15 protein-coding genes are annotated in these 21,648 nt (G+C 40.1%); 11 read left to right on the forward strand and 4 right to left on the reverse strand.

Annotated features, from left to right (window positions below):
• The first annotated feature begins 136 nt into the window (after window positions 1-136).
• The 4 genes from GQR47_RS07180 (at window position 137) to GQR47_RS07195 (ending at window position 6,168) form a co-directional block, all read left to right on the forward strand.
• Window positions 137-1,198: an OmpA family protein gene (locus GQR47_RS07180; protein ID WP_165723671.1), complete on the forward strand. Its 1,062-nt coding sequence runs from the start codon at window positions 137-139 to the stop codon at window positions 1,196-1,198.
• 292 nt (window positions 1,199-1,490) lie between these two features.
• Window positions 1,491-4,088, forward strand: a complete 2,598-nt coding sequence (acnB, locus tag GQR47_RS07185) for a bifunctional aconitate hydratase 2/2-methylisocitrate dehydratase (protein ID WP_039488618.1) — start codon at window positions 1,491-1,493, stop codon at window positions 4,086-4,088.
• 200 nt (window positions 4,089-4,288) lie between these two features.
• Window positions 4,289-4,921, forward strand: a complete 633-nt coding sequence (locus GQR47_RS07190) for a 2OG-Fe dioxygenase family protein (protein ID WP_002958808.1) — start codon at window positions 4,289-4,291, stop codon at window positions 4,919-4,921.
• 11 nt (window positions 4,922-4,932) lie between these two features.
• Window positions 4,933-6,168, forward strand: a complete 1,236-nt coding sequence (locus tag GQR47_RS07195; RefSeq protein WP_165723672.1) for a cysteine desulfurase-like protein — start codon at window positions 4,933-4,935, stop codon at window positions 6,166-6,168.
• Window positions 6,169-6,188: 20 nt separating this feature from the next.
• Here the strand turns inward: GQR47_RS07195 and GQR47_RS07200 are convergent, their stop codons facing one another.
• Window positions 6,189-6,893, reverse strand: a complete 705-nt coding sequence (locus GQR47_RS07200) for a 2OG-Fe(II) oxygenase (protein ID WP_165723673.1) — start codon at window positions 6,891-6,893, stop codon at window positions 6,189-6,191.
• A gap of 33 nt (window positions 6,894-6,926) precedes the next feature.
• Here GQR47_RS07200 and GQR47_RS07205 point away from each other — a divergent pair, with 33 nt between their 5' ends.
• The 7 genes from GQR47_RS07205 to GQR47_RS07235 all read left to right on the forward strand — a co-directional run bounded on the left by GQR47_RS07205 (window position 6,927) and on the right by GQR47_RS07235 (window position 18,077).
• Window positions 6,927-7,325 carry an acyl-CoA thioesterase gene (locus GQR47_RS07205; protein ID WP_024597218.1) on the forward strand — a complete coding sequence of 133 codons (399 nt, stop codon included), beginning with the start codon at window positions 6,927-6,929 and terminating at the stop codon, window positions 7,323-7,325.
• A gap of 363 nt (window positions 7,326-7,688) precedes the next feature.
• Window positions 7,689-8,663, forward strand: coding sequence for an aldose epimerase family protein (locus tag GQR47_RS07210; protein WP_024597219.1), 975 nt, complete (start codon window positions 7,689-7,691; stop codon window positions 8,661-8,663).
• A gap of 187 nt (window positions 8,664-8,850) precedes the next feature.
• The gene (locus GQR47_RS07215; RefSeq protein WP_024597220.1) at window positions 8,851-11,598 is read left to right on the forward strand and encodes a TonB-dependent receptor; all 2,748 of its coding nucleotides are present in this window, start codon (window positions 8,851-8,853) and stop codon (window positions 11,596-11,598) included.
• 192 nt (window positions 11,599-11,790) lie between these two features.
• Window positions 11,791-13,317, forward strand: coding sequence for a tryptophan halogenase family protein (locus GQR47_RS07220; protein WP_154903749.1), 1,527 nt, complete (start codon window positions 11,791-11,793; stop codon window positions 13,315-13,317).
• Between the two features lie 12 nt (window positions 13,318-13,329).
• On the forward strand, window positions 13,330-14,091 hold the full coding sequence (locus GQR47_RS07225) for a SapC family protein (RefSeq protein ID WP_024594649.1): 762 nt from the start codon (window positions 13,330-13,332) through the stop codon (window positions 14,089-14,091).
• A 53-nt stretch (window positions 14,092-14,144) separates the two neighbouring features.
• On the forward strand, window positions 14,145-15,623 hold the full coding sequence (locus tag GQR47_RS07230; protein WP_002958818.1) for an SLC5 family protein: 1,479 nt from the start codon (window positions 14,145-14,147) through the stop codon (window positions 15,621-15,623).
• Between the two features lie 321 nt (window positions 15,624-15,944).
• The gene (locus tag GQR47_RS07235; protein WP_024595829.1) at window positions 15,945-18,077 is read left to right on the forward strand and encodes an alpha-galactosidase; all 2,133 of its coding nucleotides are present in this window, start codon (window positions 15,945-15,947) and stop codon (window positions 18,075-18,077) included.
• A gap of 160 nt (window positions 18,078-18,237) precedes the next feature.
• Here the strand turns inward: GQR47_RS07235 and recG are convergent, their stop codons facing one another.
• Genes recG through asnC form a run of 3 tightly spaced genes read right to left on the reverse strand, consistent with a single transcriptional unit; the run spans window position 18,238 to window position 21,564 of the window.
• Window positions 18,238-20,319: an ATP-dependent DNA helicase RecG gene (gene recG / locus GQR47_RS07240; RefSeq protein ID WP_024595830.1), complete on the reverse strand. Its 2,082-nt coding sequence runs from the start codon at window positions 20,317-20,319 to the stop codon at window positions 18,238-18,240.
• 58 nt (window positions 20,320-20,377) lie between these two features.
• On the reverse strand, window positions 20,378-21,064 hold the full coding sequence (trmH, locus tag GQR47_RS07245; protein ID WP_007580009.1) for a tRNA (guanosine(18)-2'-O)-methyltransferase TrmH: 687 nt from the start codon (window positions 21,062-21,064) through the stop codon (window positions 20,378-20,380).
• Between the two features lie 41 nt (window positions 21,065-21,105).
• On the reverse strand, window positions 21,106-21,564 hold the full coding sequence (gene asnC, locus GQR47_RS07250) for a transcriptional regulator AsnC (protein WP_024595831.1): 459 nt from the start codon (window positions 21,562-21,564) through the stop codon (window positions 21,106-21,108).
• Window positions 21,565-21,648: the final 84 nt, after the last annotated feature.

Below are 21,648 nucleotides of genomic sequence, written 5' to 3' on the forward strand. Positions count from 1 at the left end.
ACAAGGCATAGAAAAAAGTAATAAACTTTATTTTTCGTTAAGTATTGATTAACAAAGGCTCAGTTAGTCTATATAAAACTGATTGAGCTAGTATCGATTAGCTACAATTTACAATTGTTCAAATGGGAAGAAAACAATGAAATTAAAATCACTTACAATTGCAATCGCGTTGGCTGCAACTAGCGCATCTACATTCGCTGCTGATAAAGAAGAAGGTTTCTACATTGGCGCATTTGGCGACTACTATGACGCATCTTGGAAAAACATGCGTGACCAAGCTGGTCTTGACGTAAACGAATCAACTGGCTGGGGTGTTGAAGCTGGTTACCGTTTCAGTGATTACTGGAGCGCACGTCTTGAATATGCAGACATGGATTTTAATGCTTTTGATAAAGTTGCTGGCAACCGTAACAATATTGATGGCGAGCGTTACGGTATTGATGCTCTTTACCATTTAGACGGCGGTCCTTTCTATGGTCTTTTCGGTATTAAAGAAATTGACGTAGTTGATGACAACACATTCTTAAATGCAGGTGTTGGTTACCAACATTTCATTACAGATGGCTTATTTGTAAATGCTGAAACAGCTGTATACCAAGGTCTTGATCGTGGTTACACAGATGTTGGTGCTAAAATTGGTATTAACTACTTATTTGGCCAAAACTCTGCTCCTGTAGAGCCAGTAAAACCAGCTCCAGAGCCTAAAGTAGTTGAAGTAGCTGTAGCTCCTGTAGACAGCGACAACGATAACATTCTTGACGCAGATGATAAGTGTCCTAACACACCTATGACTGATGCTGTAGATGGTACTGGTTGTACTTTATATGAAGATAAAGAAGTAACAGTAAGTTTATTAGTGACTTTCCCTAACAATGCTTCAGCAGTATCTACTCAATATTTAGATGATATTGAAAAAGTATCTGCATTCTTAAAAGAGTACCCAGATACAACAGTACTATTAGAAGGTCACACTTCTGCTGTAGGTAAAGCAACTTACAACAAATGGTTATCTAAAAAACGTGCTGATGCTGTAGCTAAGCAACTTGTTGCTGATGGTATTGCTGAAGACCGTATTACTACAGTTGGTTTAGGTGAAGAGCGTCTTAAAAATGATGCAAACACTAAAGCTGCAAACGCAGAAAACCGTCGTGTAGAAGCGCATATCAAAACTATCAAAAACGTTAAAGTTTTACGTTAATTAAATAGTTTGTAATAAAAACCCAGCCAAGTGCTGGTTTTTTTTATGCCTGTAATAAATTAATATTAGTTAATGGTAATGATTCTTACTTAATAAGTATTCATGAAAATAGTTTTTACCACAACCACTATTCATAGTATTTATAATCGGTATAATCAGTTGCGCAACTGGATGGATTTTCATCTATCCATAAAAGCTTTATAATTACGCGTTAGAATACTATAAGTATTGGGTAACTTATTTGCGCCCAAAGCGCTACCGGATACTTTCACGTCACCAAGAGGGCAATATTGTGCTACAAGAATATCGTAAACACGTAGAAGAACGTGCCGCGTTAGGTATCGTACCAGCGCCATTAGATGCTCAGCAAACTGCTGATCTTATTGAATTAATAAAAAACCCACCTGCAGGTGAAGAAGAATTCATTTTAGATTTGTTCATTCAGCGTATACCAGCTGGTGTTGATGATGCTGCTTATATTAAAGCGGGATTTTTAGCAGCTGTAGCTAAAGGTGAAGCTAATTCTCCACTTGTTTCTAAAGAAAAAGCGGCAGAATTATTAGGTACAATGCTGGGCGGTTACAATATCGCGCCAATGATTGACCTACTTGATGACGAAACACTTGCACCAATCGTAGTTAAAGGCCTTTCAAATACATTACTTATGTTTGATGCGTTCTACGATGTTGAAGAAAAAGCAAAAGCGGGTAATACATTCGCTAAGCAAATTATTGAGTCTTGGGCAAATGCAGAATGGTTTACTAATAAGCCAGCTGTTGCTGAAAAGATCTCAGTTACTGTATTTAAAGTAACTGGCGAGACAAATACTGATGACTTATCACCAGCACCAGATGCATGGTCTCGTCCAGATATCCCACTTCATGCTTTAGCAATGCTAAAAATTGAACGTGATGGAATTACACCAGACAAACCAGGCGAAGTAGGTCCAATCTCTCAGCTTGAAGAATTAAAAACTAAAGGCTTACCACTTGCATATGTAGGTGATGTTGTTGGTACTGGTTCTTCTCGTAAGTCTGCAACTAACTCTGTACTTTGGTTCATGGGCGATGATATCCCATTCGTACCAAACAAGCGTGTTGGCGGTGTATGTCTAGGTAATAAAATTGCTCCAATCTTCTTCAATACAATGGAAGATTCAGGCGCATTACCAATCGAATTAAATGTTGATGAGCTTAACATGGGTGAGCAAATCGATATTTACCCGTACGAAGGTGTTGTTAAGAGCCACGGTACTGACAAAGTAATCTCAACTTTTGAACTTAAATCTGATGTAATTTTAGATGAAGTTCGTGCTGGTGGTCGTATACCACTTATCATTGGTCGTGGTTTAACTGATAAAGCACGTACATCACTTGGCCTAGGTCCAACTGATGTATTTAAAGTACCAACAGTGACAGAAGTGTCTGAAAAAGGCTTCACACTAGCGCAAAAAATGGTTGGTAAAGCGTGTAACGTTCCAGGTATTCGCCCAGGCCAATACTGTGAACCTAAAATGACAACTGTTGGCTCGCAAGATACAACAGGTCCTATGACACGTGACGAACTTAAAGACTTAGCATGTTTAGGTTTTTCTGCAGATTTAACAATGCAGTCTTTCTGTCATACGTCGGCTTACCCTAAACCAATCGATGTAAACACTCACCATACGCTTCCTGATTTCATCATGAACCGTGGCGGTGTGTCACTTCGCCCAGGTGATGGTGTAATTCACTCATGGTTAAACCGTATGTTATTACCAGATACTGTAGGTACTGGTGGTGATTCACATACACGTTTCCCATTAGGTATTTCATTCCCAGCAGGTTCGGGTGCAGTAGCATTCGCAGCAGCTACAGGTGTTATGCCTCTTGATATGCCTGAGTCAATTTTGGTTCGCTTTAAAGGTGAAATGCAACCAGGTATCACTTTACGTGACCTTGTACATGCAATCCCTTACTTCGGTATTAAAGAAGGTTTATTAACAGTTGAGAAAAAAGGTAAAATTAACGAATTCTCTGGTCGTGTACTAGAAATTGAAGGCGTTGAACACCTAACTGTTGAGCAAGCGTTCGAACTATCAGATGCATCTGCAGAGCGTTCTGCAGCAGGTTGTGCGGTTAAACTTTCTAAAGAGTCTATCGCAGAATACCTAGAATCAAACATTGTTATGCTTAAATGGATGATCTCTGAAGGTTACGGCGATGTACGTACTATTGAGCGTCGTATTACTGCAATGCAAGATTGGTTAGCTAACCCAGAACTAATGGAAGCTGACGCTGATGCAGAGTACAAACATGTACTTGAAATCGATTTAGCAGATATTAAAGAGCCAATCCTTTGTGCTCCAAATGACCCTGATGATGCACGTTTATTATCTGATGTTACTGGCGAGAAAATCGACGAAGTATTCATCGGTTCTTGTATGACTAACATCGGTCACTTCCGCGCAGCAGGTAAGTTACTAGATGGCTTTAAAGGTCGTATCCCAACTCAGCTTTGGGTTGCCCCGCCAACTAAGATGGATAAAGATCAGCTTACAGACGAAGGTTACTACGGTATCTTTGGTCGTGTAGGTGCACGTATCGAAACTCCAGGTTGTTCACTATGTATGGGTAACCAAGCACGTGTTGCAGACAAAGCAACGGTTGTGTCTACCTCTACACGTAACTTCCCTAACCGTTTAGGTAATGGCGCGAACGTATTCTTAGCTTCAGCAGAACTTGCTGCAGTAGCGGCTATTTTAGGTAAACTACCTACTCCAGCTGAGTACCAAGAATACGCAGCGAAGATTAATGCAACGGCTGCAGATACTTACCGTTACTTAAACTTCCACCGTATGCCTGCTTACACTAAAAAAGCAGACAACGTGATTATTCAACAAGCTGTATAACTTTTAGAGTTTGTTTAAAAACCCGCTTCGGCGGGTTTTTTATTGGCTAAAACAAATATTAGATAGTTCATGCTTCTTTTTTTATATTATTGTATTAACTCTAGTCTTAAATTGCTTTTAAAGTAATTAATCGCGCAAAAATTCCTATCAAAATGCATTAAAATCCTTATCAATATTCTCATTATTTTAGGCGAGATTTTATGACAGCATTAAACAACCAGAATTTATTGCAACTACGTTTTGTTAACCAAGCAAATATTGATTTGGTTAAACCTTCTTTTGATAACCTTCCTGCAAACCTTTATGCAGATGGTGCCTTTCGTAAACGTCGTTATTCAGTAGTAAAAATGCAAAATGGTGAAATAAAGCTACAGCAAGCCAAAGCATTTGTTCAAGATGATTCAATTAATACTTTTCAAGGCAATGTAGAGCGTACTTACGAAAATTTAGAGCAAAGTTTACTTGAGTCAGAGGGCATGAAAAGCATTGTAAATGAGTTTCGCCAACTTACCGGTATTGATGAGCAGCGTGATATTGAAATTCATCAGTTCCGTATGCTTGCCATCGATAGCGATACACCTGCAGCGCCAGAAGGCGTGCATCAAGATGGTTTTGACCATGTATGTATATGCGGTGTTTCTCACGAGAACTTAGAAGGTGGCGAACTGCTTGTATACGAAAACAAGCAAGCTGAGCCTTGTTTTAAAATGGAAATAAAAGACGGCATGTTTGCATTAATAAACGACCGTCAAGTGTGGCATAACGCAACACCTATGAACAAAATTGATGCTAGCAAACCAGGTTACCTGGATTGTTTTGTATTAACGTCTTAAGGAAGTTAGGCATGAACATAACGCAATTACGTGAGCAGTTTCCAGCATTAATGCAGAACGTTGATGGTAAATCGCCAATATTTTTAGACGGACCAGGTGGCTCGCAGGTACCAACATCGGTGCTTACTGCGATGACAGCTTATTTAGGTCATTATAATTCGAACTTAGGTGGCGCGTTTTTTTCAAGTGATAAAACGGTTGAGTTGATGGCGAATGCGCGCCAAGCCGCCGCTGACTTACTTAATGCACCTAGCTCACAACAAATTGTGTTTGGTCCAAACATGACCAGCCTTACGTTTAGTTTTAGCCGTGCAATTTCACGCGACTGGCAGGCTGGCGATGAAATAGTTGTAACCAATGCCGATCACTTCTCGAATGTATCGTCGTGGCAACAAGCTGCAGAAGATAAAGGCGTTAAAGTTAATACGGCTTTAATTAACGAAGCTGATTGCAGCTTAGATATGGCGCAATTTGAAAGCTTATTAAACAGCAACACTAAGCTTGTAGCGGTAACGTATGCGTCAAATACCACAGGTTCAATTAATAATATTAAACGTATTGTTGAGCTTGCTCACGCTGTAGGCGCACTTGTTTATGTTGATGCCGTACATTATGCACCGCACGAACTTGTTGACGTGCAAGCACTTGATTGCGACTTCTTAGCGTGCTCTGCGTATAAGTTTTTTGGCCCGCATTTAGGTATGGTTTACGGTAAAAAAGAACATTTAGACGGGTTTACGCCTTACAAGGTTGAGCCAGCTAAAGACGTAGCACCAGGTCGCTGGGAAACCGGCACGCAAAGCTTTGAAGCAATGGCTGGTTTTATCGCGGCTGTTGATTACATTGCGGCGATTAGTGAGCTTGATAATAGCCACTCACGTCGCGAAAAGTTAAGTGTGGCTTTTGCTAAAACTAAGCAGCACGAAATGGCGCTTAGCGAACACTTTTTAACGCGCTTAGTTAATTATCCACGTATTAAGTTATTTGGTATTGATGATTTTGATCGCTTAAATGAGCGTACACCTACTTTTGCTTTAATTTTTGAAGGGCTTGAGCCACGCGCCGTTTCAGAATTTCTAGGTAAGCAGCATATTTGCGTGTGGGATGGTAATTTTTACGCGCAAGGGTTGTGCAAGCAATTAGATGTGCTTGATAAAGGCGGTGTAGTGCGCATTGGTTGTATGCACTACAACACCATTGAAGAGCTAGATCAGTTGTTTAATTTATTTGATGAACTGCTTGGTTAAATAATACTGATTTTGGTGCGCTAACTCTTAGGCGCACCATATATTTGTTCTGCACGGTTAAACAGTACCCACGAGGTTAAAATATACTTATCGTTTGATACTGGCTTATTGCCTCTATGAGTATGTGTAAAGTAGCCAGGTGCTATTACCATAGTGCCTTTTTTAGGGGCGATTTTACGGTTTTGATAATAAAACTCTGTTTCACCACCTTTCTCTACATCGTTTAAGTAAAACATAAATAACAACACGCGATGCAAAGCTTCATTGTGCTGGAGCTGCGGATAAACCTCACTGTGCCAGTAAGGGTAGCCACCTTTGTTTACTTCGTATTTTTGCGCTTGAATGTTACCGAGTCTAAAAATTTGCTGAACTAAAACGGGTAACTGCGGTTTACCCACTTCTTCAAAATTCTCTTGGGTTAAATCGACTACCTCACCTGTTTTTGGATGGTAAACCTTTAAGCCAAATGCCCCAATCATCATAAAAATATGCTCTTCAACATACTTAAAAACATGCTGTGCAGTCGTTTGTTGTATATGTTTTAATTGTTGTGCATATTCGGGGTGATTATTTAAGTGTAGGTCGTGGCTGTCTTTTTTCTTTAAGTCGACACCGCCCGATGTTACCCCTTGTCTTACATGCGGGCTTTGCGCGAATGTGGAAATAAATTCATCGCAAAACTCATCGCTTAATGCGTTATCAATAACGCGTATAAAGTCCGTCATGGTTTACCTTTGTATAATTATTATTGGATTTTTATGTTTATTGAAAAAGTGATGCCGCGCTTTAGCGAAACAGATGCACTCGGACACATTAACAATACCGTACTCCCTGTATGGTTTGAAGTCGCACGTGGACCTATTTTTAAGTTTTTTACACCGGACTTAAATCCACATGATTGGAAATTGATTATCGCCAAAGTTGAAGTGTCGTTTGTAGGCGAATTATTTTATGGCCACGAAGTGACCGTAAAAACCTCTGTAGAGCATATAGGGATTAGTTCTTTTACACTTAGGCAAGAAGCATGGCAACACGATAAATGCTGCGCAATAGGAAAAGCTGTGATGGTGAGGTACGATTTTATTGCTAAATCAAAGCAAGCGCTTAGCATTGACGAAAAAGCGGCGCTTAACGAGCATATTTACCAAGGGAGTTAACCTTACAAAGCTTATATTTTATATAAGCTCATGCTGAGCTGGATTAGTGTAAATAAATAATGGCAGCTGTAATACCTATCCTCAATAATACTTAATCAATTTGAGGGATTAAATCTGACGATAACTGCGTTAAAAATTTCTGATATAGAACAATTAAATAACGAAATTTTTGCCTTGTTATCAACACGATTTTCTTTCCTCAAAATAGATCACTTAATTAAGTGAAGAGGTATAAATTTTTGTCGAGAAATTTTAACGCATTTAGATTGAGTTACAGGCTTCAGTTATATACTATTTATAATATATATTGTTGCGCCGTTATAACAGGAAATGTTAATTCGGTAATTTGATTGGAGTATGCGTGTGACATCTATTGCCAGTGACCAACCTTTACAAGTTATTCAGCTTAGTGATGGTCAAAATTTAATAGCTGAAATTTTGCCATTTGGCGCAATAATAAAAAGCATTAAATTTAAAAAACAAGAAATGACGCTTAGCGTCGATGACCCTCAATACTATCTTGAAAACCCATTTTACTTAGGCGCTACAGTAGGTCGATACGCTAATCGTATTGCAAAAGGGCGTTTTAGCTTATCTGGTACGCAGTATCAACTAGAGGCAAATAACGGTCCTAATAGCCTACATGGCGGTGTTAAAGGTTTTAATAAAGTACTTTGGCAAGTAACCAAACAAACTGAAAGTGAAGTTGAGCTTTATTATTGCTCGCCCGACGGCGAACAAGGTTTCCCCGGTGAGTTGCAGGTTTGGCAAACTATTAGCGCTAAAAACGGCGAGCTTACTCTGCACTTTAAAGCGATAACGAATAAAGAAACGCTCGTTAACTTTACCAACCATTGCTATTTTAATCTTGATGGCAGTGAGTCAATTAATGAGCATTTCGTTCAAATTAATACCGATCGTTACCTTCCTATTGATACAACTAGTATTCCACTTAATGAAGCCGCTTTAGTTTGCGGTACCTGCTTTGACTTTACTAAGCCAGCTCAAGTTGGTGAGGCCTTAAGCGCCGTTCATCCTCAGCTAGAAGCTGGAAATGGCTTTGATCACTGCTATATTTTTAATGATGACAGCAGCTTAAAGACGATGGCTACATTAACTTCGCCACACACGAACGTTAGTTTAACCCTTAAAAGTACGCAGCCAGGCATGCAGCTTTATACCGCAAACTTTGTTGGTTCGCCTTTTAAAGCACGGCAAGCTTTGTGTTTTGAAGCGCAAAATTGGCCAGATGCGCCAAATCGTGAAAATTTTCCAAAGGCTAATTTATTGCCAGCAGAGAAATACGAACAGGTTATTATTTACGCTTTTTCTGAGTGAATACAGCTCTTTAATGTTAATTAAAAGAAAATCAAAAGAAAATATACGGTAATTAAATGCTATCCATAATTAAGGAAAAGGTTGCACTTTTTGCCGGTTTAAAGTATTTATAATATAAATAGTATTTGAAACTATACGCACTACCACAACGACACAACGACTACACACAATCAGGAGTTTTTAAAAAATGATAATTAACAATAAGTTATCGTTCAACAAGAAAACCGCGCTCAGTATTGCTATCACTAGTATATTGGCAAGCGGAAGCGTTGCAGCTCAAGGCGCTGAAGGCAATACGCCTACAGTAGTAAATGAAGATGTTGAAGTTATCGCAGTAACGGGTATCCGCAGCAGCTTACGTTCATCAATGTTAGATAAAAAAGCATCTAATGTTGTTACAGACGGGATTAAAGCAGAAGATCTTGGTAAATTTCCTGATTTAAACGTAGCAGAGTCTCTGCAACGTATTACAGGTGTAGCAATTGACCGCAGTGGTGGTGAAGGCCAAGCGGTAACTATTCGTGGTTTTGGTCCACAATTTAATACTGTACTTGTTAATGGTCGTCAAATTGCGACAGACAGTGCAGGTCGTGAATTTAATTTTGATGTATTAGCGGCAGATCAAATCACCGGTGCTGATATTTATAAAAGTAATACAGCAACGCTTCAAGAAGGCGGCATTGGTGGTACGGTTAACGTAACTACAGCACGCCCTTTTGATTTTGGTGGTTTACATATTTTAGGTTCAGTTAAAGGTATGTACGAAAGCCTTTCTGAAGAAGTATCTCCATCAACATCATTTTTAATAAGTAATACGTTTAACGATGACAAGCTAGGTGTGCTTTTTGCCATCACTAATCAACAACGTAAACTTCAAAATAACCAAATTTTAACGGCAGGTTGGCGCGGTGGCCAAACAATATCTAACCCAACTGATGGTGTATTGTTTGAAAATGCCTACATTCCACGTAACTGGGACCAAGTAGTTGATGAGCAAGACCGTGAACGTACAAACGCAAGTTTAGTACTTCAATATGCACCATCTGACGATGTTACGATTACGGTTGATGGAATGATTTCAAAATTTGAAGTTGATTCGTCAGTGCGTGATTTAGCATCTTGGTTCGAACCAGACCGTGTAGGCAGCGCAACAATTGATGCTGAAACGGGTACGCTTTTAACTTTCTCTCAAGAAGTTGGCTTAGGCGCACCAAGTGGCGACCCTGCAAGCGACTTTGTATCACATACACGTAACTCACGTGACGTAACTAATAAAGCATTTGGTATTAATGTAGATTGGCAAGTAAACGAGTCACTAAAAGCAAAATTTGATGTATCTCGCTCAACAGCTGAAAACGACCGTGCAGGTAATGATCGTTTTAACGTAGTGGGTATTATTAACAGCTATACTTTTGACGGTACAGGCAGCATTCCTACCGTACAGCATGATGGCTTTGAAAATGGTTCATTGCCAGATCCAAGCCTAGCGCGTCTTCACTACAACGAAATTGGTAATCAATTTACTGATGAAGATGAAATCACTGAAGTAAAAGCCGATTTTGAATACGTGCCAGATAAAGGCCCAGTAGAGCGTATTAACTTTGGTGCTTATCGCCAAGAGCGTGAAAAATCTAGCTTCCAAATTTTTGGTAGCCAATGTCAATTTTGTGGTTACGGTACACAAGCACCGCTTGATGAAATTGATTTTGAAGCATACACAGCGAGTAATTACTTCCCTGGTTTGATCGATACATTTTATAGCTACGATGGCGATAAAATGCTTGATTACTTAGCCGATCAAGGTTTCCCAGTAGAGCCAACGCTACAAAATAACCGTTACACAATTAACGAAGACATCACTAGTTTATACATGGACTTTACGCTTGGTTTTGATTTAGCTGATATGCCAGTAACCGTTAATATGGGTGCTCGTTACTCAGAAACTGATATTGAAGTTGCTGCAATACAAAGCTTTATTAGCGATGTAGTTCCAACTTCAGATGCAACATTGTTTGCTAACGTATTTGGCCCTGCGACTAATATTGAACAAGGTACTAGCTACTCAAACTTACTACCGTCTTTCAACGTTAAGCTTGAGCTACAAGATAATATGATTTTACGTTTTGCCGCGTACGATAGTATTACTCGTCCAACTATGTCTCAGTTATCTCCTGCGACAAACTTTAACGAACCACGTCGTCAAAACTTAACGGCAAGTGGTGGCAATCCAGCACTTAAACCATTCCAATCAGAAAACTGGGATATCTCTTACGAGTGGTACTACAACGATGCTAACTTATTTAGCTTTGCAGTATTTAGTAAAGAAGTTGACGACTTTATTGTTACGTTAACGGGTGCAGAAACATACGAAATGTCTGACCGTTCAGGTCCTGATTTTGCGTGTACTACATGTACAGACCAAACAGATGACGAACTTATTGGTAGCTCAGAAGTTTACACTGTAAGCCGTCCTCAAAATGGTGAGTCTGCAACCGTAACAGGCTTCGAAGTGGGTGTTACTCACATGTTTGAAAATGGCTTTGGCTTTATTGCCAATGCGACTGTTGTGAATAGCGACATTAGTGTAGGTGATGATACAACTCAAACATTTGCACTTGAAGGTTTGGGCGATTCACAAAACTTAGTATTGTTTTATGAGCAAGACAACTGGCAAGCACGTGTTGCATTTAACAACCGTGAAGGCTTTTTACGCTTAGTTGATAACGGCTTCAATGGTGAACCAGTGAACGTAGAAACGTACGGCCAGTGGGATATTAGTGCAAGCTACGATATTAACGAAAACTTCACTATTTTTGCAGAAGGCATCAATATCACTGAAGAAGAGTTAGTACAAACAGGTCGTTTTGCTAACCAAATTTATTCAGTGGAAGATAATGGCTCACGTTACGCGTTTGGTATTCGCGGATCGTTTTAATTAATGTTTGAGGCGAACTTCTCGCCTCTTGTTTCATTGCAGTACATTAGTGCTAATACCAATTAGGTTAATTTAACAGTAATGTATATTAGTTAACCTAATTGGCTAAAATGAAGCCACATTAAATCCAAATGCCCTACCGGGCATTTGTTGTATAAAACGTTATCAAAGATACTCAAAGAGTAGTCCATTATGAATAAAACAATAAAAACAATCGCAGTAATTGGTGGCGGCACAGCAGGATGGTTGAGCGCTGCAATTATAGCTTCGTATCACCAAGGTAAAAATGGTGATGGCTTAAAAGTGATGTTGGTTGAATCGTCAGATATTCCAACAATTGGTGTAGGTGAAGGTACCTGGCCCACGATGAAAAACACACTTCAGCAAATAGGTTTGCGTGAAGTTGATGTATTTAAAGCCTGTAACGCTACCTTTAAGCAAGGTGGTAAATTTGTAAATTGGACGCACGGCAACAACGACTTTTACTACCATCCATTTACTGTACCGCTAGGCTACGGCCGCATAGATTTAGCCCCTTATTTAGATAATGTTGAAGACTTTGCACAGCAAACTAATTTTCAACATGATATTTGCGAAGCAAGCTTAGCCCCAAGAGGTATAGCGCAAGGTGAATATCAAGGTAACTGTAATTACGCTTATCACTTAGATGCCGGCGCTTTTGCAGAAATGCTTAAACAACATTGTAAAAGTAAGCTTGGTGTAGAGCATATTATTGGTACTGTTGATCAGGTAAAACTTGATGACGATGGTGCAATAAATGAGCTTACTCTAAAAGATCAAACCCGCATTATAAGCGCCGATTTATTTATAGACTGTACTGGTTTTTCATCATTGTTATTAGGCCAAGCGCTCAACGTACCGTTTAAAAAAATGGACCACGTGCTATTTAACGACAGCGCACTGGCGATGCAAGTCCCTTACGATGAAAACGATGACTCCTTAGCCAGCCATACCATAGCAACAGCGCAAAACGCTGGATGGATTTGGGATATAGGTTTAACGCATCGCCGTGGTGTAGGGCATGTATATTCAAGCAAATTTTTATCAGACGATGAAGCAGAGCAAAACTTACGAAACTATTTAGGCGATGCAGCAAACGGTTTAACTGCCCGTAAAATTAGCTTTGAGTCGGGCTACCGTGAGAAGTTTTGGCATAAAAACTGTGTTGCAGTGGGTATGTCAGCAGGGTTTGTAGAGCCGCTTGAAGCAACCGCTATTATGCTTGTTGAAATTTCAGCACGCTTTGTAGCAGAGCACATGCCAGCAGATACACAAGTAATGCCTATAGTAGCTAAACGCTTTAACGAGCAGATGGATTACCGCTGGCAGCGTATTATCGACTTTTTAAAGCTGCATTACATGCTAACCAAGCGCCCAGAACCTTACTGGCAAGCACATGTACAGCCCAATACTATTCCACAAACCCTGCAAGAAGATTTACTGCTTTGGGGAAGCCGTGGCCCGCTTATTCAAGATTTTCATGGCGCATTAGAGTTATTCCCAGCCGCCAGCTACCAGTACGTTTTATATGGTATGGGCTTCAAACCAGACTTTACTAAACAGGCTTATTTGTATTCACAAGACGCGCAAGCCAAACAAATAATTGAACGTAACAGCCAGCTTACACAGCAGATGTTGCAAACTTTGCCGCCACACCGCGCTTATATTGAGCAGTGGTTAGCGGCTAACCCAGTTTAAGGATGTGTAACTATGGCTATTAGTGAACTAGTAAACACCAAACACCAAACATTAAAAATTAACCCTAATGCAGGTGTTGAATATGCAAAAACGCAGCATTTAGTTAATTTAAGAGCTAACGAAGTGGCAAAAGCAGCCTGCGACTTACCTATTTTTTTAGCACGTAATACACAAAATGGTAGTTATACCGTATCAGCGTTAACCAGCTTTAGTGCAGGTCAAAGTTTATTGGTTAATAACAACCAATGGCAGGCACTTTACACACCGGTATGTATACAAACTCACCCTCTTTATTTAATGACCCGTGAAGCAAATAGCAGCGACTACTTTATTGCGATTGATGATCAAAGCTCAGCCGTAAATACGCAGCAAGGCGAGGCACTATTTGATGCTAAAGGTAAGCCAAGCTTATTTTTAAATTCACAGCAAAAGCTACTTGAGAGCGATTTAAAAAATGATTATCAAACGTATCAATTTACCCAAGAAGTAGCGCGCTTAGGGCTTATTAAAAACATAGATATTGTATTGCAGTTTGAACAAGGCGAAACCCAAACTATTCAAGGTTTGAGCACCGTTGATGAAGACAAACTGCAAACTTTAGATAGCGATACCGTTGCAAACTTACACAAGCAAGGTTACCTAAGTGTGCTTAACAGTATGCTTATTTCACTGTTTCAGTTAAATGCATTGGTAAAGCTGCACAACCAACGTCCCGAACTTATGCCTTTAAAGCAAATTAAGTTAGAACTAAGTCGAGATGCGCACGCGCTGTAGCGTGCACTTTTTTATTACACAGACATTGCGCGTAACGCGTAGGAGACACACACATGTCAGATAACATTTTACAGCTGGTGGTTTTTGTTTTTGTCACCGCTTTAATTGGTGGCCTTACTTATTGGAAATGCCGAGGCCAAAATCGTAATAACGGACAAAGCCAAACCAAAGAGTATTTTTTAGCGGGCGGTGGCCTTACTTGGATGTTTGTTGCAGGTTCAATAACACTTACTAACTTAAGTACCGACCAACTAGTGGGTATGAATGGTAACCAAATGGCTTTGCTTGTTTGGTGGGAGCTTGCGGCGATTATTGGCTTAATTATTTTAGCCAAAGTGTTTATTCCTGTTTATTATAAATACAACTGTACAACGACCACAGAGCTTTTAGAAAAGCGCTATAACAACAAACATATTCGCGCTGTTATTGGGGGATTATTCTTTTTAGGTAATGCACTTATTTACATGCCAGCGGTAATTTACTCAGGTGCGCTGTTTATGCAAACCATGTTTAAGGTTGATATTCCGCTAATGTATATTGCCACCGCATTTGCCATTGTAGGTGCTATTTATGCGTTTTTTGGTGGTCTACGTGCAGTTGCAGTGTCTGATACTTATAACGGCTTACTGGTACTGGGTATGGCTGTTTTAGTGGTGTTTTTAGCACTAAATGCGATTGATTATGACTTTACGGGTATTCCTGAGGAGCGCTTAACACTCATCGGCGATGCTGATTCACCTATTCCATGGCCAACACTTTTAACCGGTATGATCTTTATTCAAATGTATTACTGGGGTACTAACCAAACAATTACGCAACGAGCCATGGCTGCTCCTAATGTTAAAGAAGCGCAAAAAGGTATATTTGCCGCAGCGGGAATTCGTTTTTTAATCGTCCCTGCCATTGTGGTATTACCGGGTATCATTTCGTTTAAACTTTACGGCGATATTGGCGACGCTGCTTATGGTCGAATTGTAGGTGATGTAATGCCAGCATGGTTAACCGGTGTGTTTGCAGCGGCAATGGCAGCCGCTGTACTCTCTACTTACAACAGCTTATTAAATTCAGCTACAGCACTATACGTGTGTGACATTCACGAAGCTTACTTTAATAAAGAGCCAAGTGTTGTAAAGCTAAGCGGTTACGTAACATTGCTACTAACAAGCTTAACACTGGTACTTGTACCAATTTACCAGCAAGCAGACAGTATTATTAACTTGCTACAGCAATTAAACGGCTTATTAAGTATGCCTATATTCTCAATTTTTGTAGTGGGCTTATTATTTAAAAATGTTGATGCACGTGCAGGTATTGCAGCAGTAATTTTAGGTGTTGTAATGTACGGCATGCTTACGTTTGCAAACTCACCACTACATACTGACATTCATTACATTCATTTAATGCCAATTACACTGATTGTATGTGTAGCTTTTGCATTGATAGTAAATAAAGTGGTATTTGGTTTGAATGCGCAGTGGGCAGGTAAAACACCGGCACTTGATGACGCAGGACAAGTACAAGTACAAAAATAGATTGTAAATAGTTTAAGCTGACAAAATCGGTCATGGGGCAACTCTGGCCGATTTTTTATATATATTAAAAGCAATAACAGAATTTTAAAGTAAAGGTTAGTTTAATAACTTTTATTACAGTGGTACTTCCAGTGAGTTTATCTGACTATTTGCGATGTAAAGACTATCAAAACCTAATTTGTATGATATATACTATTATTATTGAGTGTCACCATCTGATAGATTGTGGCTCAAGCAAAGAGATACATTTAGTAAATAGTGTAGCTTACTAATTTTCGTTATATTTATAACTCACACAATGAACAAGAGGATAGGAAAATCATGGCCGACACTAAATCATTTTATCGATTAGACAGTGTAAACAGCACCGTTATTTTCGACTGCCAGAGCAAAACACCGGCGTTACTGTACTTTGGTAAACGCCTATCTGAGCAAACAACAGAAACAATGCTTACTCAGCTTGCTACCCGTCAAGAGGTAAAATGTGCCGTGGTTGAAGAAGCGCCTATTTCTCTATCTCCTTTATTAGGCGAAGGCTTTACTGGCGCGCCAGGGCTTGAGCTAGTAAATGATTCAATCGCATGGTCAGTTGGGCCAGAGCTTCAAGAAGTGCGTCAGCCTTCAAGTGCGACTGTTGAGTTTGTAAGTGTAGATAAGCTTCGTGGTATTGAAGTCGTGCACAGCATTACGCTTGACAATAACAGTGACGTACTAAGTGCACATACTGTATTAACTAATTTAGGTGACTCACCACTGAGCGTTAATTTTTGCGCCGCGCCAACATTTCAATTGCCAGATAGCGTAAGCAAAATAGTGAGCTTTGAAGGTCGTTGGTCAAACGAATTCCAGCGTCAATCTGTTGATTTAGTGCTCGGGAGTTTTGTACGCGAAAACCGTAAAGGCAAAACATCACACGATGTGTTTCCTGGTTTATTAGTGCATAACGAAAATGCAGGCGAGCAACACGGCGAATGTTACGGCTTTCATTTAGGTTGGAGCGGCAACAATAAACTACGCGCAGAGCTTTTAGCTGAAGGTCGTCGTTATGTACAAATGGGTGAGCTATTACTTCCTGGTGAGCTTACACTTGCTAAAGGTCAAACGTATCAAAGCCCGAGCATTTATGGCTCGTTTTCAAGTGAAGGTTTTAGTGCGCTTTCTCGTAATTTCCATCGTTTTGTTAAAGCTAATTTACTTAGCCAAGCTCAACGTGAAAAAGCGCGCCCTGTGCATTACAACACGTGGGAAGGTATTTACTTTGATCACGACGTAGACACGCTTAAGCAACTAGCCGACAAAGTAGCGCCGTTAGGTATTGAGCGTTTTGTACTTGATGATGGCTGGTTTAAAGGCCGCCGTGGCGACAATGCAGGCTTAGGTGATTGGACAGTAGATTACAAAATTTACCCTGATGGTTTATCGCCAGTCATTGATCATGTTAATAGCTTAGGTATGGAGTTTGGTATTTGGTTTGAACCAGAAATGGTTAACCCAGATAGTGATTTATACCGCGCGCATCCTGATTGGGTTTTAGGCTCAGAAAATAACGAGCAGTTAAGCTTTAGAAATCAGCTAGTACTTGATTTAACGCGCTCTGAGGTTGTTGAGTACCTATACAAAGCGATTGACGATATTTTAGTTGAATACCCAACTATTAAGTACATTAAATGGGATATGAACCGCGATATTAACCATGCGGGTAATTTTGATGGCAAGCCTGCTGTGCATCAGCAAACATTGGCACTTTATCGTTTAATTGACCGTATTAAAGCGGCGCACCCTGGTCTTGAAATAGAAAGCTGTTCGTCAGGTGGTGCACGTGTAGATTACGGCGTACTTGCACACACAGATCGTGTATGGACGTCAGATTCAAACGATGCGCTAGATCGCCTTGAAATACAGCGTGGATGTTCTTTCTTTTTCCCATCGTCGGTTATGGGTGCACACGTAGGCCCACGCGATTGTCATATCACAGGGCGTAATGTAAGTATTGAAATGCGTGCTGCGGTATCAATGTTTGGCCACATGGGAATCGAAATGGACCCACGTGAACTGACCGATCACGAATACAATGCACTTAAAGCGGCAATAGCACTTCATAAAGAGCATCGTGAGTTTATTCATGCTGCCGATTTATACCGCCTAGATAGCGACGATTTATCAATTAACTTTGGTTTAATTGATGCGCAAAAAACAAAAGCGTTATTTGCCTATAACAGCGTTCGCGAAACACCGCGTACAGCGCCTAATAAGCTTCGTTTTGTTGGCCTAGATGCCGATGCGCAGTACACGCTTAATTTAGTGTGGCCGGTAAAATTTGAAGAGTATCGCCCATCTTCTATTGCTGCGGTAAATGGTCAAACATTTACAGGTGAAGCGCTAATGCAGTTTGGTTTACAAATGCCAATTTCATTCCCGCAAACATCGCTTATATTTGAGCTTAATAAAGCTTAAATTTAACTAAGAGCAGTAAAGGGCGAAAATCGCTTTTATGCTGCTCTATTGAGATATCAGAAGTCAGCTCTATATTGTTTAGAGCTGACTTTTTTATATCCTTAGTAAGCTAATTTAGTAAATTAACTTAGTAAACTCAAAAATATAGAAAATAGAGTGGTTACGCTTGCGCGTAATTTTGCTTATTACCCAACCAACGTTGAATTAGCGGGTCAACAACCTCTGGGTGTTGCTTAAGCATTTGCTGTGCAATCGGTCTAACTTGGTTGAGGATGTGCTTATCGCGGGTAAGATCGGCAATTTTAAACTCGGCTAACCCTGTTTGTTTTGTACCAAGTACTTCACCAGGGCCACGAATTTCTAAATCGCGCTCTGCTATCACAAAGCCATCGTTACTATCGCGTAGTACACCTAATCGCTTTTGAGCGGTATGAGACAGTGGTGCGTGGTATAAAAGCACGCAATGCGATGCAGTAGCGCCACGGCCAACTCGCCCACGTAACTGATGCAGCTGTGCTAAGCCTAAGCGCTCAGGGTTTTCTATAATGATTAAGCTCGCATTAGGGACATCTACACCAACTTCAATAACCGTCGTGGCAACTAAAACATGTATATTACCTGCCTTAAACTCGCTCATAATGGCTTGTTTTTCAGCTGATTTCATTCGCCCATGTACTAAGCCTACGTTTAGCTCTGGTAATGCTTCTTTTAACTGTAGTGCACTGTCTTCGGCGGCTTGGCATTGCAGTACTTCAGATTCATCAATAAGTGTACACACCCAATAAACTTGGCGGCCTTGCTCGTTACACGCTAATTTAACGCGGGCAATAATATCGTCTCTGCGAGTATCAGGAAGTGCCACTGTTGTGATTGGCGTACGCCCAGGTGGCAGCTCGTCAATCACAGAGGTTTCTAAGTCGGCATAGGCGGTCATAGCGAGTGTACGTGGGATAGGTGTTGCGGTCATAACTAGTTGATGAGGGTAACAATCACCAAACTTACCCTTTTGGCGTAGTGATAAACGCTGGTGGACACCAAAGCGGTGTTGTTCATCAATAACGATAAGCACTAAGTTATTAAACTTAACTTCATCTTGAAATAAGGCGTGAGTACCTACAATCATTTGCGCTTCACCAGAGGCTATTTTTTCAAGTGTTGCTACGCGCTCTTTGCCTTTTGTTTTACCGCCAAGCCAAGCAACTGTTATACCTAGTTGATTAAACCACGTTGTAAAATTAACACCATGTTGCTCTGATAAAATTTCAGTAGGAGCCATTAAAGCGACTTGAAAGCCCTGCGCAATGGCTGTTAGTGCACTAAGTGCTGCTACTAGGGTTTTACCAGAGCCTACATCGCCTTGTACTAAACGCATCATGGGATACGCGTGTTGCATGTCACCTTTAATTTCAGCAACTACGCGGCTTTGCGCATTTGTGGGTGCAAAAGGAAGTTGCTCTAAAAACTGGCTTTCTAATGTGTTTACCGGATTTAATGCCACGGCTTTAACTTGTTGTCCTTGCTCTCGTACTTTTAATAAGCTGAGGTTTTGAGCAAGTAACTCCTCAAATACAAGGCGCTGTTGAGCAGGGTGAGTACCTTGCTCTAATGCAGTTACATCAACATCATTTGGTGGGCGATGCAGTAATAATAAGGCGTCACTTAGCGGCATATTTGATGGCTGCCACTGTGAAGGCAGTAGTTCTTCTACTGAGTATTTATTTAGTAAATCAATAGCCTGTTCGCTTAAAGCTCTAATCGATAGTTGCTTTAAGCCTTCGGTTGTTGAATAAACGGGCGTTAATGTTGTCGCTACCGGCTGCTCGTTAGAGGTATCGCTGATGCTGTATTCAGGATGACTCATTTCAAAGCCAACACGGCCACGGCGCACTTCACCAAAACAACGTATTATTTTGCCAGCGCTAAATGCGTTTTTTTGTGCGGCGGTAAAATTAAAAAATCGTAGTGTTAGCCTGCCAGTACCATCATTGATTTGGCAAACAAGCATGCGCCTTTTTCCAAACGTGATTTGGCTTGTTTCAATTGTTGCTTCAACACTCACGTGGCTCTGCAGTGACAACTCATTAATCGCGTATAAGCGAGTGCGATCTTCGTAGCGAAGTGGCAAATGAAAAAGCATATCTTGCACAGTTAAAATACCTAGCTTTAACAAACGCTCAGCCATTTTTGGGCCGACCCCTTTGAGCTCTGTAATTGGGTATTGATTTAAGCTAGGTTTAGACAAATTATATCAATCTTATTATTTGTGAATAAGTTAAGTGTACTTACAGAGCTTTAGTCCATCAAGTATGTTTTAAAGCTTGCCAAAATTGCTCGTCAGCGACTATTTCGCCGTTTTCATCAAGTGCAGGATAAGGTAATTTTTTTTGTTTACACTGCCTTGCGATAATAGGGTGGCAGCCTTCAAAGTAGAGTGGATGTTTAACTTCGGCGCTCAACATATCTCTATTATATAAACCAGCCAGCTCGCGTTGGCGCTGTGCTTCAAACAATATTAGCGCAGCAGCAACTGAAACATTTAGCGATTGCACCATGCCTTGCATTGGAATAATAATATTTTGATCGGCATATTCTAGGGCTTTTTCTGATATTCCTGTTTTTTCTTGTCCAACAATAATAGCCGTTGGCTTGGTGTAATCTACTTCTCTAAAATCAACGGCATCTTCTGATAAGTGAGTCGCTAATATTTGTATTTCTGGATTGCGTTCACGCATTGCAGTAACTGCATCATCAATATTTCTATGTAAGTGCGTCTCTAGCCAGTTTTTACTGCCACCTGAGGTATTATTTGTTAGCCATTTTTGCTTTTCAGGCCATACAGCATGTACGTGATGACAACCAACCGCATCAGCACTTCGTACTATTGCAGATAAGTTATGGTGTTTGTGCACGTCTTCTAAGCACACGGTTAAGTCTGTTTGACGGCGCGAAAGTACGTCTTCGATTCTTTGATAGCGAGTTTGCTGCATGGTTATCCTCTTTTTTCGGCAATTATACGAGATTTTTGCAGTTAAGGCATTACCGTACGGCTAATTGGATTTTGTAGAGAAATCAGTGTTTCTGTTGATTGAATGGCTTCTATTGCCTGTATTTTATTAATCAGCACATCTTGTAAGTGATCAATAGATTTTGTCATTACCTTTATAAATATACTGTAGTTACCTGTTGTGTAATAAGCCTCTACCACTTCCTCCAATGCTTCTAGCTTTATAAGTGTTTGTGGGTAATCACGTGCGTTATTTAAATTAATACCTATAAAACAACACACATCGTAGCCTAGCTGTTTAGTATTAATCGTTAATTGGGTGCCTGTAATGATTCCTGCTTGCTTCATTTTTTCAATTCTTACGTGAATTGTCCCAGCGCTTACATTAAATCTTTTTGCTAATTCGGCGTACGCAGTACGGGCATTCTCCATTAATGCATGAAGTATCTGTTTATCGAGATTATCGATTAAATAATTTTCCATTATATTTTTCTCATAAAATTATCGAATATATGATTTTTATACCACTTAATTGATGATTTTAATATGTTAAGGCTATTTTTATTG

It is taken from the genome of Pseudoalteromonas sp. Z1A2, from assembly GCF_011378755.1.
GTDB lineage: Bacteria > Pseudomonadota > Gammaproteobacteria > Enterobacterales > Alteromonadaceae > Pseudoalteromonas > Pseudoalteromonas distincta.